Origin of the sequence: Pontiella sulfatireligans (assembly GCF_900890705.1) — a bacterium.
Lineage (GTDB): Bacteria > Verrucomicrobiota > Kiritimatiellia > Kiritimatiellales > Pontiellaceae > Pontiella > Pontiella sulfatireligans.
The window spans coordinates 1,716,394-1,731,742 of the sequence record NZ_CAAHFH010000001.1; the positions used below are offsets into that span (position 1 = coordinate 1,716,394).

General features: G+C 57.0%; 11 protein-coding genes. 2 read left to right on the forward strand and 9 right to left on the reverse strand.

Going from position 1 to position 15,349, the window contains the following annotated elements:
- Positions 1–2: 2 nt before the first annotated feature.
- On the reverse strand, positions 3–1,649 hold the full coding sequence (locus SCARR_RS05805) for a Lon protease family protein (RefSeq protein WP_136060560.1): 1,647 nt from the start codon (positions 1,647–1,649) through the stop codon (positions 3–5).
- Between the two features lie 208 nt (positions 1,650–1,857).
- On the reverse strand, positions 1,858–3,102 hold the full coding sequence (locus tag SCARR_RS05810) for an IS4 family transposase (protein WP_136060137.1): 1,245 nt from the start codon (positions 3,100–3,102) through the stop codon (positions 1,858–1,860).
- A gap of 217 nt (positions 3,103–3,319) precedes the next feature.
- Here SCARR_RS05810 and SCARR_RS05815 point away from each other — a divergent pair, with 217 nt between their 5' ends.
- A complete protein-coding gene (locus SCARR_RS05815; protein WP_136060561.1) occupies positions 3,320–4,054 on the forward strand; it encodes a hypothetical protein in 735 nt (244 codons plus the stop codon).
- Here the strand turns inward: SCARR_RS05815 and SCARR_RS05820 are convergent.
- A complete protein-coding gene (locus SCARR_RS05820) occupies positions 4,051–5,277 on the reverse strand; it encodes a terminase large subunit domain-containing protein (RefSeq protein WP_246044449.1) in 1,227 nt (408 codons plus the stop codon). The two genes, SCARR_RS05815 and SCARR_RS05820, sit on opposite strands and share 4 nt — an antisense overlap.
- The gene (locus SCARR_RS28795; protein WP_246044430.1) at positions 5,175–5,564 is read right to left on the reverse strand and encodes a DUF5681 domain-containing protein; all 390 of its coding nucleotides are present in this window, start codon (positions 5,562–5,564) and stop codon (positions 5,175–5,177) included. The genes SCARR_RS05820 and SCARR_RS28795 overlap by 103 nt, the downstream gene beginning before the upstream one ends.
- Before the next feature lie 260 nt (positions 5,565–5,824).
- Here SCARR_RS28795 and SCARR_RS05830 point away from each other — a divergent pair, with 260 nt between their 5' ends.
- Positions 5,825–6,088 (forward strand): hypothetical protein, encoded by a 264-nt coding sequence (locus tag SCARR_RS05830; RefSeq protein WP_136060564.1) that lies wholly within the window; start codon positions 5,825–5,827, stop codon positions 6,086–6,088.
- Positions 6,089–7,513: 1,425 nt separating this feature from the next.
- On the opposite strand, the gene SCARR_RS05835 is transcribed toward SCARR_RS05830, so the two are convergent.
- The 5 genes from SCARR_RS05835 to SCARR_RS05855 all read right to left on the reverse strand — a co-directional run bounded on the left by SCARR_RS05835 (position 7,514) and on the right by SCARR_RS05855 (position 15,253).
- Entirely contained in the window at positions 7,514–7,999 is a 486-nt protein-coding gene (locus tag SCARR_RS05835) for a sigma factor-like helix-turn-helix DNA-binding protein (protein ID WP_136060565.1), read from the reverse strand.
- 578 nt (positions 8,000–8,577) lie between these two features.
- On the reverse strand, positions 8,578–10,809 hold the full coding sequence (locus SCARR_RS05840) for a primase-helicase family protein (protein ID WP_136060566.1): 2,232 nt from the start codon (positions 10,807–10,809) through the stop codon (positions 8,578–8,580).
- Positions 10,810–11,012: 203 nt separating this feature from the next.
- Positions 11,013–13,127 (reverse strand): DNA polymerase, encoded by a 2,115-nt coding sequence (locus tag SCARR_RS05845; RefSeq protein WP_168433036.1) that lies wholly within the window; start codon positions 13,125–13,127, stop codon positions 11,013–11,015.
- Between the two features lie 85 nt (positions 13,128–13,212).
- Positions 13,213–14,034: a hypothetical protein gene (locus SCARR_RS05850; protein ID WP_136060568.1), complete on the reverse strand. Its 822-nt coding sequence runs from the start codon at positions 14,032–14,034 to the stop codon at positions 13,213–13,215.
- A 151-nt stretch (positions 14,035–14,185) separates the two neighbouring features.
- A complete protein-coding gene (locus SCARR_RS05855) occupies positions 14,186–15,253 on the reverse strand; it encodes a DUF2800 domain-containing protein (protein ID WP_136060569.1) in 1,068 nt (355 codons plus the stop codon).
- Positions 15,254–15,349: the final 96 nt, after the last annotated feature.

Consider the following 15,349-nt stretch of genomic DNA (forward strand, 5'->3'; position numbering starts at 1 on the left):
TCTTATAGAGTGCCAACCACTCGTTTTACTTGCTCCATCGAATCCACAAAGGACCGCACGATCACATCATACCGGTCAGCGAACCGTTCCGGCGGCTCGGAGGCAAGGTGCGGCGGCAGCGACTCCGGGTGCAGCTTCAGAAAGTCGCCCATAAATGCAACTCGAGCCCGGTAGTCTTCGCGGTCAAAAGCCGTAGCGAGGACAAGTTGGATATATTCCTCCTGTCTTCGCCGTTTATACTCATCAGCCATTCGGTCCAATACGTGCCTCAGTCCACCCCGCGTGGCATCCCTTGCCTCTGCGTAGGCCGCAGGTTCCCCGCCTTCCCGGGCGAAGGCTTCCCCCATCAGCGCGTGAGCCTCCGGCATGACTTCCTCAGCAGTAACATGCTCACCGGTGCGGCCTGTAGCCTGGGCCATATGAAGGTAAAAGGCCGCCGCCACACCCAATGTTTCGGCCTGGGATTCCGATGTGACACTGTAAAGAGCGTATCCGGCACGCGCCCGGTCGATAGGAAGGCCTATTCTCTCTGCCAGGTTTTCCGGCTGCAACTCGGCTGTGACGATTGCAAGCGTACTGGACACCGGACCATCGACCGAAGACGGATGGAGGTGGGCGTAATGTATTGGTCGGCGTCGCGTTGCCGCATCGTAGAGCGCAACGACATCGTTGCCATCGGAAGCGGCGGCATATTGGCTTAGGCGTATGCACGTGCTGACCGGAACCAGGGGATATTCAAGTCCTCGCTGGGTCTCAAGAGGGATCGCACTCAACAACTCCCTCAGGCGGGTTCCGAATCCCTGGGGATAATGGTTGCGCCGCAGGTGTGCATCCGCCCACTCGGAAAGGAAGGGTTTTATCTCTTTGGGATGCCCCGTGGCTACCACGGCTTTAAGAATCGCATAGAACCGATCCTCAATCCGGCCACCTAATCGCTGGATTGTGCACTCGACTGGACCTTCCCCGCAGGAAGCGGTGTCTTCCGACTGCCCAAACCCAGTTCGCAAGGCCGACCGTACGATGTCCTCTTCCTGAAACACCGCAGGGATGATGTCTTCAATCGTGCGTACCGCCGTAATGCGTATGTACCGCCGCGCTTTTTGGATTGCCGCAGCCAGGATTTCGCGCTCATCTTCCGGAAGAAATCGATTGGAGTTGTCCGCATCAATTTCAGGACAGAGAAACTCTTCGATTTCAGAATCTTCGATCGCAGCCTGCAGCTTTGCCGGAATATGCCGCACCAGGCGGATATCGCCGGAAACCGATGCCATGTGCCCCGTCAACACGACATCCTGGGCCAAGGGAATGTCCAGCGCGGCAGACAACATGGCTGCGAAAATCGGCGTGTCCGCGGAAAAGCCGGAAACATCTATTCCGACATCGGAGCTTGATGCTGCGGACAGGTTGACGCCTGACAGTTCAAATCCAAACGGGCCTATATCCGGAAGCAATGAAATCCCCTTGGCAAGTAATCCCAGAAAAGCGCTTGAATTGGAGGAAATCTCATCAGGAGGCGATGCGTCAGCATCCTCAGCACACTGGCCACCAAAGCTCTTGCCTGGGGATAACACCTCGCTCCCTAACAATCGTTCTTGTATAGGGCTCATACCGAAAAGAGCAAGCAGTTCAACAGGCACAGGTTTAATCAAGTGCTCCTGTCTGTATATGTATGCATTGACGGTTACTTTACCCTCGGACGGACTCATAGTGGTGATCAGCTCGACAAAGGTCGATAACGGAGTGTCAGCTCCCGTTTTTGTTAAGGTTTCTGATGTTTAGTTTATTTAGTCGATTCCGATTTTTTGTTGAAGAGTAATGATGATTCCCCGTTTTAAACAGTTGGCTGTCCCACAGCATTTAGATGAACCCCGGCAGATACGCCTGTTCCGGTGCTCCTCGGATGCGACCGGGTGGTTTGGCTGTCCCATAGGATTCCAGCAAGGCGGGCAGGTTCCAGCGACGCCAAAGCGAGACCCTTACGACGGTGAACAGGCGCTTGAAGCTGTGATCCCATCCGTGCATGAATTTGAGACAGCGCATCAGCAGATGGACGAGCAGCCCGGTCCATACCTGCCAGCGTACGGCATTAGCGCTGTAGCCGAGAAAGTCGGAGAGCTGGAGCGTCTGTTTGATTTCCTTAAAGAACACCTCGATATCCCACCGGCAGCGGTAGAGCTCCGCGACCGTCCACGCGCTCCACTCCAGATGGTTGGTCAGGAAGACCATTTCGACATCCTTGCCGTTGATCTCCACGAGGGCTACAACGCGGCGCAACTCGCACGGGTAGGCCTTCTTCGATTTTTCGAGCATCAGCTCGATGACTTCGTCGCGAAGGATGCGCTTGTTTTTAGTCGTTTCGAGGGAGCGCATCACCGTGTACTGCATGTTGTCTTTCGCTCGACCCGCCCAATTAATGCCGCGCTCCGTTAGCTCAAAGAGATGCTTGAATTTGATATAAGCCTTGTCGAATACAACGATTTCTCCGGCTTCAAGGTCGGCACACAAGCTCAAGGTCTTGCGGCTGTCATGGTGTTTTGCAGTGTCGACAATGGCACATCGTGGAAGGAAGCTTTGCAGGTCCAGACGCATGTGGCACTTCGCGGCGGCCTTGCGGCGGCGGTGCTTTGCCCAGTCCATGCTATTGGCCACCAGCTGTATCGTGGTCGAATCGAGCGCATGGATCGCCTTGCTGAAGCGACGGAGGTATCCACTACGCACCTTTCCCTTCGCAAAACCAGGCACCGTGTCCATCAGATGCTTCATCATGCTCCAATAAAGCTCTTCGGCCATGTTCGCGTCGCGCACTTGATTCGCATGGCTCAGGTTGTTGCGGGACGGTGGAACCGCACCGCGGATGGTGGAGAGCGCCGCCGCATTCATCTGGAGCGCGTCGCATACATCGTTAAGCCCGAGCGCATGAGCAAAGTGGGCATAAAGCAGCGAAACCACATGGCTCCATGGCGTGTACGTCCGGCTTCGGGCATCGACGCCATGCTTCTTCGCAAGGTTCGTGACCATGTGTCCGGGAATCAGATTGCACAATTGCTTCAAGGTTGTATACCTATGTCCGGCTGGTTTGTGTTTTTGTCTCTGTTTTTTCATACCCTCCGAGTGGAGGATTTAGAGCTCACAAGCCAGCCTTTTTATTTAAAATCTATGGGATGACAGTGAATTAGATACTGAAGATTTCGCTGAGGGAAAGCAGTCGCTGAAGCTTATAGCGCATAAGGCAGATCCTGTAGGCGGAAACCGGTCCGCGGGACTATTTCAGGTTCTTTACCCTGTAAAAACAGGCAAACCTTATAAAGTTAGTTTCTGGTTGAAGAATCAGGGATGTACGGTTCGAGTAATAATTAAGAACGAACGAGGACATTCCCACCGAGGCCTTACTGAAGCTGAAAAAAAAGATCGTGCTGCACATCCTCCAATTACGAAAACCTTTGGTGAAGAAGAAACGGGCACCGACACATGGCGTCAATTTGAATACATTTATGTCGTCCCGGAAACAGACGGCACTATTCGATTCCAACTTAATGTCATAGAAGCGGGAACACTATGGATAGATGATGTCCGGATTGAAGAAGAGAAGCCTGCAAATGGCTCTTTGGCAGATGAGCCGGAAGTTACCGTATTGACCCCAAAGGCGGTAACGAACCTTGCTGCGCAGACCGATCGGTTGGCGGTTGCTGGCGACATCTATACGTTTTCACAATTGCTATCCAAAGATCTCACGGTGACCTATGCCATGTCGCCTGATCCCGATGAACTGCCGCAAGAGTACGACCGGGAGGAGTATTTGGCGATGATGAGAGAATCGCACTGTTTCTACAGCAATCGCCTCTGCAAGACCAGCATTGGCAAGGTCGACATCTCCCCAGGTGCGCAGCAAGCGGATGTCGAGAACACCGTCGTTCAGGAATGCATCTCGCGTGGAGATGGTTCAGTCATCAGGGTGACCGTTTCTGAGAAGGTAACGTTGAGGATCGAGAATGGAAAGGTGAAGATTGCCAAGATTGCAGGAATCGTTATGAAAACGAACTTCGAACAAGACTAATCCAAAGAACGCGGGCGCGGGAACCATCGGGAGCGGATGCCGTGGATCGGTGGAATTGGAATTAACGGGCCGCAGGATTCGGTCTGCCAGCGGCGGTGGTTTGCCAGGGCGAGCGCAATGACGCAGTCGTCGTGGAAGCCGGATGGTGCATTGTACGACAGATGGCCGCGCGCGGATATTTCATATTCGTACCGCTGCAGTTCGTTGGTGAGCACCTTCCATTCCTCGGGCCAGCCCACTTTTTTCTGCTCGATGGCTACAATCAAACGCTGGATCAATGCGGTCTTTGAAACCGATGTAAATTTAAACGGCTCGATGTTGCTGTAGCGTCGGGCGAGGTCGTCGTAGATGGGATCGCCTACGCCGGTTGCATCTAGGATCAGGCGGCCGCGCCATTTGCGCGAAAAAGTAAGGATGCGATCCTTCTGCACCGGCCAGTCGAGTTGATTAAAGCGCTCCATCTCCAGGCAGCGCCCGTTGCGGGAGTTCATGGCGATCAAAACGGTGAAGTCTGTATGCTTGGCGACATCGCATCCGATCACCACCGGCCCCGCGCGGTCATCGCGGGAAATAGCCGATTCAGGAAACAGGCAGGATGATACCTTGCGGAATACCCCGGCGGAATCTTCGAGGAACTGCGCTTCGTATTCCTGCTTGAAAACATCGGAGGGAAGTGTCCGCCTGGCATCCTCCCATTCAGACGCCGGAAAATATGGACTCTCGACACTGGGGAAGCTGAACGATTCATAGTCGGACTCATGCGGGTCCTGCCCGCGCGTAAACATGTCGTAGAACCAGTTGCGCCCCTTGGGGGTGGAAATGAACACGGCCCATCCCTGGGTCTGGGCAATGGTGGGTCGCAGGATGTAGTTCCAGACATCAAGCGGCACAAGCGCTGCCTCGTCGATGACCAAGCCGCGGAAGCCGTAGCCCCGGATGTTTTCGGGGTTGTCGGCAGAAAGAAACCAGATGCGGGTCGTGCCGAAGGGGCCATCGAATTCAGCACGCGACGGAGTGCGGCCAATGAAGCGGACAAAGCCCCCGGCAATATCGCGCAGGGCTTCTTTCCCACGGTCGGCGACGTTGTAAGTCGGAGCAATCCAACCGTAATCGCCGGGAGCTAAGGCACCTCGGTCGAGGAGTTCTCCGGCAAGGCAGAGGGTTTTGCCGAAACGGCGTCCGGTACAGACAACGCGGAATCGCGTGTCGCGGGCGTCGTGGATTCGCTGCTGACCTCCGTGGGGACAGTAGTTGAGAGTGAAAGCCATTGAACGACTCCATCGTTTTCAATTTGAAGGGAAGCCTCCTTGGGAAGAAGGGGCATGATGATTCGGCGGAAGAACCAGACCGGGTCGCGTTCCAGCGACTTCTGGAGACCTTCGCGAAGCGTCTCCAGAGTGCCTGCGTCTTTGAGAATGGCGTCGAGCTCGCCGAGCGCCTGCATGCGCCCGCTCTTCTGCCCTTTGGGGCGTCCGGCTGGATTTCCTGATTGTCCGGGTTGAAACTGCATAGTGATTCCTCACTTAAAGAGCGGGAATCAAACAGACATGCCGACGTGTGCTTCAGGCTGTTTCATGAATCTGCTTAGAGCAGAGAAAAACAGGCTCGCGCCGCTCACCCGCGGGAAAATTAGGGGGGTGCCCCTGCGGGGCGCTTCGCTTCCGTCGCTCCCGCTCCGGCCTCGCAAGCTCGCCCGTTTTTCCGTCGCGCTGCTCTGGCCTCGCCCGCTCGGCGCGAAAATTGGCCCGCAGATAACGCTGATGGAACAGATTGAAAACAACCAAAAAGACCGGATGTTCCGGCGACGTTCCACTTGCCCCGCAGGGCAGCCGCTGGGCGGCCGTTCCGGAGCGCGATACTTTAAAAACCCGAGCGCGAGGAGCCCCGGTTCCCGGGCGGGGGCCTAGGGCGCGGACAGCGAGCCTGCGAGATGGACGCGCCATGGCCGGGTGGGCGGGGGATGCGGTGGGTGAAGGCGATAGCCGAAACCACGCGACCACGGCCGCCCCGCCCGACCGCCATAGCGTTGGCTAAGTTGAAGGACCAGGAGGAAGGGGCCGGGGCTGGCGCGGGTTGGGCGTAAGCCGAAACCGTGACCGCTATGGGGCAAGGGAGTGAGGCCGAAGGCCGAGGGGGAAGCGGGCGCCCCGCCGGGGGCTGCCCCCTGTGAGGGCGGAGTCGCCCTCCCCTAAGAAGCAAGCTCGCATAATGACTTGTTATGTTGGGTGGTTGAAATTTTGATTTCCAAAAACCACTGAACATAATCATGCATTATGCGGGTTTGCGAGTTTGCCAACGCCTGCGCGAATGCCTGGAGCGATGCCGGTGGCAGCAGGGAAGCAAGGAGCGTGTGAGGAACGAACCGCTCATTGCTTCATACAAAGAGGGAAAACGAAGCAGGATGCTTCGCCTACATTGCCCCGCAGGGTAGGCCGTAGGCCCCCGAAGGAAGACCGTCCCGGGCGGCTGATGCTGCGGAGGGAGTCTGCGACCGGAGAAGCATGAGCCGTTCGGATCAGCCGGGCTTCCGGAGTGTAGTTGAAGCGCTTGAGCCGAATTTGTGTGGAGCTCCCCGTAGGGCGAAGGCCGGGCAAGCGGGCGGGATCAGGCGATGATGTTTTTGAGTGCTGCGAAAATAACATCAGCGCCCCCGCCTTGGTTGGCCGGCGAGCGGAACGCAAAGACGGCTGATGCGCTGACGTGGCGGTAATAGCCGCCTCCCATACCGCGCAGACAAGGGAGAATTTGTGATGGATGGACGCGGAGCTTGCGCAGCGTACAGACAGCACAATTTCTTTCTTGGCTCAAAGCGCGGCGGACATCCCCCGTTGCGGGGGCTTGGGGGTCATACGAAGCAGCGCGAGGTGGCGTTTGGGAACGGACTTCCGCCTGGCGGAATGAGGTACGAGTGGAGCCGGGGCGGAAGGGAGCGAGCAAATGCCGCCTGGCGCTGTGCCGCTGGTGGCGGGAGCAGCCGACACCCATACTGCGCCTGACAAAGGAGAATTTGTGAAGGAAGCTGAATGAGGAGACCGGGAACGGACAGCGTACTGCGTAGCTGGCCGCTGGATGCGGAAGGATGGCGGAATGAAGCTGGATGAACAATTTCTTCTTTGGCTCAAGGCGCGGCGTACATCCCCCCGTTGCGGGGGGCTTGGGGGGTAACACGAAGCAGCGCGAGGTGAACTTTGGGACAGACGGTGAGCAAAGGGATGCAGGCCGGCCATCGTAGATGAGTTGGCCTGCTCCCGTCGCGAACCGGAAGGCACAAAGGGCGCCTGGCGCTGCGGCGTAGGTAGAGCAGGAAACGTGACAGCGTTCTGCGTAGCAGGTTCTGAGCGCGTTTGCTGCGTAAGGGATGGCGGGCGGGAAGTAGGTGAAACTTGAAATTTGAAACTGGAAACTTGAAACTTGAACCACGGACAAGAGCCGACGAACACGGCGTAGTACATAATACTACTACCGAGATTTACGGCGGGACTGCTTGGCGACCTTTTCAGGGAAAAGGGATTCGAGGGCAGGCCAGTCGCGGAGGGCGCGCTTGTGGCGCATCTCGGCGAGCTGGACGGAGGTGCCTTGGCGTTCCGCGATTTCGCGGTAGGACAAACCGAGAAAACGCAAGGCAACGATTTCACGAAGCTCGGGGTCAAGGGTAAGCAACCCTTGGAGGCAGGTGGCGAGGGTTGAGGCTGGGAGCATGGTGTCGCCGGGGAGTGAACAGCGGTCGGCGGATCCGGGATCACGGCCCTCAGCTACAGTATAGGCGGACATGGCGGGTCCGGGGTCACCGCCCCCGGCTACAACGGGCTGCTCTTCGTCGAAGGGCACGGAGTAAAAGGTATCCTCCCCCATTTTGCATTTAGCACAGGGCGTGTCTTTCCAGGGTTTGGAAGCATAGTCGCCGCGCTGGATGGAATCGTAGTGTGGGCATTTATGACAGAGCATAGCGGGAACCGGTTTGGGGTTGGATGTTGGAAGTTTGGTGTAGCCACGGATCAACACGGACAAACACGGATGGAGAGGCGTAACGAGTAATGCGTATTGCGTATGCTTGGCGGCGGAGCAGGCGAGACGCCCGCGGTACGGAAAGAGCGCGGAGGGGCAGGCGGGATGGCAGCGACTGTGCGGATTGGGAAAGGTTCACCACAGAGGGCACAGAGGGACACGGAGAAGCAATAAACCGAAGACACGGAAAGTGACGTAGAAACAGCGGCAGCGGAAACGGCACGGGGGATGTCACCGAGGAAAGCACTGCCCCGCGGGGCTTATGACATAATGACATTCTATGACATATATATAGTAATATAGGGAGAGAAGGACAGAACGCCGTGCGGACGCCCCCGTGAAAATACTCAGAGAGGGCTCTAGAGACTTTTTTTCTTATGATGTCACACGTCATAACGACACGAAGTAAACGTTTTGAAACGGGGTGTGCAGGTGTGGGCAGGCGAGACGCCCGCGGTACGGCAGGACGACACGGAGGTCGTCCCTCCAGGGCACGCGAGACGCGCGCGGTACGATTATTAAAACGGCGTTCCATCGGCGGTGTCTCCGGTAATGATTTCGTTGATGTCGATAATCCAAATGCGTTTGGCCCCGGTACGCTGCTGGGTGATGGGATAGTTCTGGGAGGCGAGCTTGGAGAGTTCGCGGCCGACCTGACGCGTGGTGTACTTGGAGGCGATGCCGGCCAGGCCGTCGGTGTCGTTGAGCATGGCCGATAGCAGCTCGGTGGCGGAACCATCCCAGGTGTCCTCCACCTGCCCCTCGAAAAACTTGAGCAGCACTTCGAGAAATGAATAGGCGCTGGATGAATGGCGCGCCGCTTCGAACAGGGAATCCTCACAATACGTTTTCACGCCATAACGCGTATCACCGACCACGTTGTCCGGTGGTTGCCAGTCGAGCAGCCAGCGCAGGAAGTACGGCAACTCAGCGGCTATGATGGATTCGACATCGCGCGGGAAGGTAAAGGTATCGCGCTCGGCAACCCGGAAGAGATTGATTTTGTCCCGGTTGGATAAATCGACGTCGGGTAGAATACGGATAGATTCGGGATCGGTATTGCAGGTAACGACTACGCGGCCATTCCACTCAATCAACTTGTCGACCCGGTATTTCTCACGCACGGAAAAGGTGCGGTTGGCCGCCATCTTCTTGATGAGCGCCGAGAACTTTAGGTGCGATTTGTTGTCGGTCAGCGGCACGACATCGTCGACCGCCCAGACGGCGCTGTTGAATAGGTGGCTGTTGAAACCATCCTCGCCGGAAAGAAAAGAGCTGGCATCGATGTGGCCGCCGAAGATACGGGATAGAATAACATTGGAGAGCAGTGTCTTTCCGGTATTTGGGACGCCGGCAAAGAAAGAGGCCTGACCGGGCAGCATTCGGCCTTCAAGGGCGGAAACATACCAACGTTGCAACCAGGCATAGAAAAAATCAAGCTGCTCGGACGGGTCGAAGAAGTTGGAGAAATAATCGTGCAGCCAGGGGAAGGCAGACGAACCGCAGAACTCCGAACATGGAACATCGAACTCTGAAGGCGGTGCGGATGGGGCCGGCGAGACGCCGGCGGTACATGGCGGTGCGGATGGGCAAGGCAGGCTGGAAGCCTGCGATACAACAACGGCTTGGTAGTATTCTTCGTCCGTGGCGGGCTGGAGGACGGTGACGGTGGAGGTATTGAGTACGCGATTGCCGTCGATCAGGACAATGCCTTTGGGTCGATGTACCAACGGAGCGGCACAGGCAATATACTGTTGCTTCTGGATACGATGGATAGCCTGGTCCACCTCGCTGAAGTTTTCCCCACGAGCGGGTTGTCCGCGTAGACCACGCTCCACCTTCAGGTGAAGTGCAATGTCAGCTTTCCCATACGATTGCCATTGACCGCTGGGCAGCTGCGTCCAGTAGTCACGGCCGTCAAAATAGACATCGGTAACGCTGCCGCCAATACGATCCGCTTCAAATTGGCTGACAAACTGACGGCCAAGAATGACCGACCATGGAACGAATGCGGTTCCACCGGTAAAACATTGCATACCCGAATCGCGTACAACAGCGGCAGTCTGGTTGTCGGACTCTGCATCCCAGAAACGTACGCCGCGCGCACCGACGTAGAATTCGCCCTGCCAGCGACCGGGAAACTGCCGCTCTACTTCCGCGGCGACAATATCCATCGGAATAACCGTACCGAGCTTGCCCCAGGCATAGTTATGCGTGGATTCGATGGCCCACTGCATGATGAAGGCCGAAGATATCTCATCGCAAGATAGTGGCTGCCAATCGGTACCAGCCTCGTAATATTTACAGGGATCTTCGAAGGCATCGGTATCTAGGCCGACCAGCAGCTTGGAGAGCTTGAGTTTCTTTTTGATGTGCCGCATGAGCTTTGCAGTGAGGTCGTTCCGGTGCAGTGGAAACGGCTCTGCGAGTTTCCATAGCAGACGGGCGCCGCCGGAAGCGGTACGACAAATATATTGCGGCCTGAAGTCGGTGCACCGTTCGAGCACGGTATCGCGCATGTGCTGGTCGATGTTGCCGTCGTAGTCGGCCACCAGCCAATGGAGCAAGACCGCTGGATTGTTTTTGGAATCAATGCGGCCCGATGCAATGAGACCTTCGTAGCCGGAATAGAATGTATGTTCCACATCCGGACGGTTCCAGCGTGTCTTGGGCGGCGCGGTGGTTTCGGTCTCCCACGGCGAGCATTCGACGGTACGGGATGAGGCGAGATTGGGGATGGCGAGCAGCATGAATAGAACCTCCGGTTCAATTGAAACTTGAGACGTGAAGCTTGAAATGTGAAAAGTCGATGCGGACGGGGGTTTGAACAACGGAATACGCAGAAGACACAGAAGCGGTGCGGACGGGTTTGTTGGCCGCGAAAGAACGCATAGAAAGCAAAGACGGTGCGGACGGATGCGGCTGAAAACTGGTTGTCATAAAACTTAAAACCCTACTTTGTATAATGGTTGTGAATGGTGGCTTCGGCTTCGACCGGACAGCCGGAAAGCCAGTCGGGTGTGGTGGACATGATGGCGAGGAGCTGCTCTCGTGCTTGCTCTGCAATCGATAAAGGCACCTCGACGATTACTTCGTCGTGTACATGGAAGACGATGCGGCCGAAAGGGGTGGGAACCGCAGAATGATGAACAGGGAATGTCGAATTCTGAAGGGATTGCGGTGCGGATTGGGCAGGCGGGACGCCTGCGGTACATGGCGATGCGGGATCACGGGCAGAGATGCCCGTGCTACATAAGTAGCGGTGGATATTGAGAAGCTGCTCGGCAAAGACATCGCGAGCCGTGGCCTGTACGAGGTTTTCCGTAAGCAGGCCGCCGTAGAGTATACGCTTCCGCCCTCCCCTTTCCGTCTCCGCTGTATAGTAGCCGCGTGGATTTTTGCAGACGGATAGGTAGCGCAGCTCCCGACCGGATGGCAGTTCGATGTGGTAGTCGGAACCGGCGCTGCGTTTGAAGTCGCGATCCAACCGCTGCCATAAGCGGGTGATCTTCGGGTTCTTTGAGCGGAAGTCCTGCACGGTCTGCTTGGCCTCAGAAAAGGTAATGTCAATGCCGCCCAGATTCTTGGCCACCGCCACGAACTTCTTCGGGCCGCAACCGTAGCCGAGTCCAAGCGTTCTCGCTTTGGCCAGGGAACGCATATCCGAATCCACTTCCTTTAATGGGCGTGGATCGGTGTAGCCCATAGTGGAACGCGCATGAGCTTCGTAGATATCAATGCCGCTTCGTACCAAGTCGAGAAAGGCTGCGTCGCCAATCAACCATGCCAGAATGCGCGGCTCAATCTGGCAGAGGTCGGCAATGATAAATACGTTACCGGGTGACGGAATAAAGCAGCGGCGAAGATCGACGTCGAATAGTTCGCCGCGCGGCATGTTCTGTACGTTAAACCCAGCATCGCCGGACCAGCGGCCTGGTACCGCACCGAAATATTTCAGACTGTAGGGAAAGTGGTAAGTGCAGGCATTAGGCACTAGGCACTGGGCATTAGGGGACGGTGCGGACTGGGCAGGCGAGACGCCAGCGGTACGGCAGGGCAGGCGAGACGCCAGCGGTACAGGAAAGGAACGGGAGCGGACGGTGTGGAAGCGTTTGAGCAGCATGTTGGTGCGACGGAATATCCGCATGGCATCTACCCAGGCATAGTCAGCACCATACTTGTCTTCCCATGCCGCGCATTCGGGATCGTCCATAGCCAGCGATGCCGGACAAGGGATGTCGGCCTTGCGGCATTCTTCCGCCAGTTTGCGGTGGGAAAGCGGCGTGTCTTCATCAAGGTCGTCAACCCATGGCAGCGCTTGCGCCGCGTTGAAGCGCTGGGTTTCCAACGTGCGGATAGACGCTGCCAACCGTTGGGAATCGACGGCTATGCCGTGCTGCCCCCATTCAAAAGTAAGGGTGGCCAGTTCCTGCTCTTCTGCAGACCAAAGGTGGTTGAACTTGTCCCAAAGAAGATAACATAGACGGGCATCTTCCAGGGCATAGGCGGCCATTGCTTCGTTACCGAACAGATCGCCGCTGGCCTGGCCTTTGGCTTTGTCGCGCTGGGTCTTATCGACGGCAATACCGAGGAGCTGTTTACAGGCTCCCTTGAGCGACCTTGGCGCCGATAAATACACTGCGAGAGACGCAGTGCATCGCCAGACAGGAAACTGGAAACCTGAAACCTGAGACTTGAAATCAGGAATAACACCCAATGCCTGAAGGCGCTTGAACACGAGGGAGTCGAAAGCCGCGTTGTGGGCAACTAGGGTGGCGCCAGAGAGGAGGTGCCACTGGGAGAAGTCTTTTGGATGGCCGCACCAAGAGAAGAGTTCAGAGGACGGAAGACAGAGATCAGAAGACGGTGAGGATGGGCAAGGCAGGCGGGACGCCTGCGGTACATAGCCATAGATAGACATGAGGTAGCAGTCGAATTTTGGGTGGTGGACGTAGGTCCGCGCATCCATCTTTCTTAGCGAGTAGTCGCGGTCGTAGTAGGTTTCGAAGTCCACCGCGAGAATCGCGGTGCAGTTTGGGGTTGGCAGTTTGGAGTTTGGAGCAGACATAGGAAAACCGTTTAAAACGTTGAAGGTTGAAGCGAATGCCCCCAGCCTCGGTAACGAAGCTGGAAGCATCGTCTACGAAAAACCGCTACAGCAGGGTGGTGACGAATTCTACGAACTCGTCCGGGTGCTTGCCGTGCTGGCGCAGGCGCGGGACATAGACGAGGTTGGTGCCGAGCTTTTCCCGGCGAACCTGCAGCGTCCACTTACCCTTGTGCAGCTCCGGTTGCCCGGTCTCCTTATTGCGGAGGGCGAAACGGGCGGCGGTGTTGATCGCTTTGCCTGCCCGGCTGTAGGCCGAACCCTTGAGTGTCCAGAGCGCCAGCTCGTAGGCCTTGCCATCGATGCCCTGGATAGAGAACTCTTCGGCCAACGCATCGGACGGGGCTTCGATGAGCAGCAGCACGGTGAGCATCGGACGCCACGGCGGCTTTTCGTCGCCCCGCCAGTCGATCCACCCGCCTCGTTCCTGAACCTCGTCAAGGGTGTCGACGGTTTCGGGCATTTCCTCCACGCCATAGTCGAGGTTTTCCTGGAACTGCTTCTTGGCGTTGAGCACCGTGACGTTAAGCGGATCGGACCAGACTTTGGGGTCGGAGCCGGGATCGAGCAGGATCAAATCCTTGTTGTAGACGATGGAGCCGGGCTCAAAGTCCTCGGACAGAGGGCCGACGGCCTGCACAATGTTGATGCGAGGCAGGCGAAAGTCCTCTTCGGCAAAGTCGCCCTGCAGACCGCCGATGGCGGGGAGGTTGTCGGAGTGCGGAAGACAGAGGTCAGAGGGCGGGACCGTTGCGACTGCTGTATTATTTACCACAGGTGCGGACTGTCCGGGGTCGCCGCCCCCGGCTACAACTTTGGATGCGGATTTTTTGAACGATGTTTTCTTGGTTGTTTTTTTTGTGGTCATGTTTTTGTTTCCTTTTGGGTTGTGGTTACTGGTTCTTAGTTCCTAGTGCTTAGTGCCTAGTGCAAGGCAGGCGGGACGCCCGCGATACAAAACAGGGCAGGCGGGACGCCCGCGGTACAGACCGGGGTCAACGCCCCCGGCTACAACTGGGTTACCGCTCCTTGGCCAGGTAGGTGACTTCGTTGCCGGTGGTGCAGAGTCCCTCGGATGCGAGGAGCTGGTTCATGCGGCGAATGGCCGATGCACCTTTGCCGTGCTCCTGCTGATTCTTGACGGCCTTTTCCAACGCCGTTACCGAAATGGAACAGGCGGGAAGGAAGTCGGAAAGGGACACGCAAAATTCGGAATGGATGACTTCCCATACGAGCGGGATGTCCTTGATCGTTCGCTGGCCAGAACGAAACTTCAGGCCATAGCCGGGAACCTCCACCCCACCCTGCACCATATCCAGTGCATGCTTGCGGACGCTCTGCGCCCAGTCGGTCAAGACCGGTGCCAGCTTCAAAGCCAGAGCCATCTGCTTCGGATCGGTGATGTTGGACGGATGCATTTCATCCGGCAGCTCCAATGCATCGGCATACTGGGCGGCGATGGCGAGCGCTTTGGATGCCAGCGCCGGGCATTCGGCCTTGCGTCCGCAATATTCGCAGTTTTCCGGATGCGGGCAGAAGGGACTGTTTTCATCCTCCGCCTGGCGTATCACATCGGCCACCCGTGCCCGCATGCGGTCGTAGTCATGGGTACGGTGGAAGGTGTGTTCCGAAATGATGTCGCACCGCGGCTGCAGGAATACAACCGTCACCGAATCAACGGGGAAGGCTTCGAACACACCGATTGCATAGGCCCAGCCTTGCAGGTTGGTCTCGGCGGGATCGACGGGGACGCGCCCCATCTTGTAGTCGATCAGGCAGGCCTTAGAGGAACCGACCAACACGACGTCCGCCGTGCCGAAGGTAAGCCCGCCGATCTCGAGCTTCAGCTCGTTGCGGCGAATGCAAGGCTTAAGCGCCTGCTGGCGACGCGCGACTTCGTCGATGCAGGATTCCACCTGGGCGCATTGTTCGGGATTCAGGTCTTCGAGGTTGTTCGTCTCGGCGGCCTCGTGCATACGGGTGCCTTCGTCGGCCGCCGCGGATGAGCCGGGACGGTTCTGCCAGTGGGGGCAGATTTCCTTGTTTTTGAGGGATGATGGGCCATGTTTTGCGTGAGTGGTCGGCATGGTGCCTCCTGATTTAAGTTTTAAGTGTTAGGTTTTAGGGAAAGGTGCGTAGGGCTTGGTTTTTAGTTCTTAGTGCGTGGTGCTTAGTACCGGGCT

What these genes read in the sequence shown, in the direction of transcription:
- SCARR_RS28795 (WP_246044430.1), bottom strand. Translation starts at nt 5,564, where the DNA reads ATGCAGTTTCAACCCGGACAATCAGGAAATCCAGCCGGACGCCCCAAA.
- SCARR_RS05810 (WP_136060137.1), bottom strand. Translation starts at nt 3,102, where the DNA reads ATGAAAAAACAGAGACAAAAACACAAACCAGCCGGACATAGGTATACA.
- SCARR_RS05850 (WP_136060568.1), bottom strand. Translation starts at nt 14,034, where the DNA reads ATGACCACAAAAAAAACAACCAAGAAAACATCGTTCAAAAAATCCGCA.
- SCARR_RS05855 (WP_136060569.1), bottom strand. Translation starts at nt 15,253, where the DNA reads ATGCCGACCACTCACGCAAAACATGGCCCATCATCCCTCAAAAACAAG.
- SCARR_RS05835 (WP_136060565.1), bottom strand. Translation starts at nt 7,999, where the DNA reads ATGCTCTGTCATAAATGCCCACACTACGATTCCATCCAGCGCGGCGAC.
- SCARR_RS05845 (WP_168433036.1), bottom strand. Translation starts at nt 13,127, where the DNA reads ATGTCTGCTCCAAACTCCAAACTGCCAACCCCAAACTGCACCGCGATT.
- SCARR_RS05840 (WP_136060566.1), bottom strand. Translation starts at nt 10,809, where the DNA reads ATGCTGCTCGCCATCCCCAATCTCGCCTCATCCCGTACCGTCGAATGC.